The following is a 732-nucleotide window of genomic DNA, read 5'->3' on the forward strand; positions in this document are numbered from 1 at the left end:
TCAAGAATTACTGTTTACACCAATCCAGATGTACAGGCTACACTATCATCTAGTCATGGAATAAATAGCTCTTATACAAGTTGGGAAGGGCTTCCTTTAAATACTAATATACATAACGTAGGTTCACCAACGTACATGACTATGAAAACCGTTATGGAGATTGGTCACAAAGCAGTGAATAATAATAAAAACTGTATATTTGATATGTATGTACATGAGGGACAATGTTTATATTTCTCAGGATGGTATGTAGGAACAGCTACACTTAAAATTTTAGGAACGGAGGTTGTACTATGATTCTTTATATAAGTGATGATAATGAGGTGCTATGGTCACACAGTGATAATTCAGTAAAAGAACTGGCACATTACATTAATGATCCAAGATGTATTAGAGTTTCTGATGATATAGTTATTCCTATAGTTCCGCACGATGACTATATGTATAAGCTGATATATCACGAAGAATCGCAAAGTGTGACCTTAGAGAAACTCTGTAAGAGACCATTAACGGAGAAAGAGATTATTGAAAGAACTCATGGGTTATGCCTACAAAGTGGAGAGGATAGCCTAATGAGCGTGGAGCTGAGTTTAGATACAAATGGGAAGGTAACAACTACAGGTAACGATTCGTTATTACTTATGGAACTATTAACTTCTATAGATGAGAAACTTAATCAATTATTAAGCCAAAAGGCCTGAGATAAATAAAATAATTTAAAGGAGGTATCAC

2 protein-coding genes are annotated in these 732 nt (G+C 34.4%); both read left to right on the forward strand.

Annotation, left to right across the window (positions count from 1 at the left end):
* Positions 1-297: hypothetical protein (locus PBV87_RS18730; RefSeq protein WP_271013333.1), on the forward strand; the 297-nt coding region annotated here is incomplete at its 5' end.
* A complete protein-coding gene (locus PBV87_RS18735) occupies positions 294-701 on the forward strand; it encodes a hypothetical protein (RefSeq protein WP_271013334.1) in 408 nt (135 codons plus the stop codon). The genes PBV87_RS18730 and PBV87_RS18735, both read left to right, overlap by 4 nt.
* The last annotated feature ends 31 nt before the right edge of the window (positions 702-732 follow it).

This window comes from Holtiella tumoricola (assembly GCF_027857615.1).
In the GTDB taxonomy this organism is placed as follows: Bacteria; Bacillota; Clostridia; order Lachnospirales; family Cellulosilyticaceae; genus Holtiella; species Holtiella tumoricola.

Bases quoted from the DNA above. Each gene is read 5' to 3' on its own strand.
- PBV87_RS18735 (WP_271013334.1), top strand. From the start codon at position 294: ATGATTCTTTATATAAGTGATGATAATGAGGTGCTATGGTCACACAGT.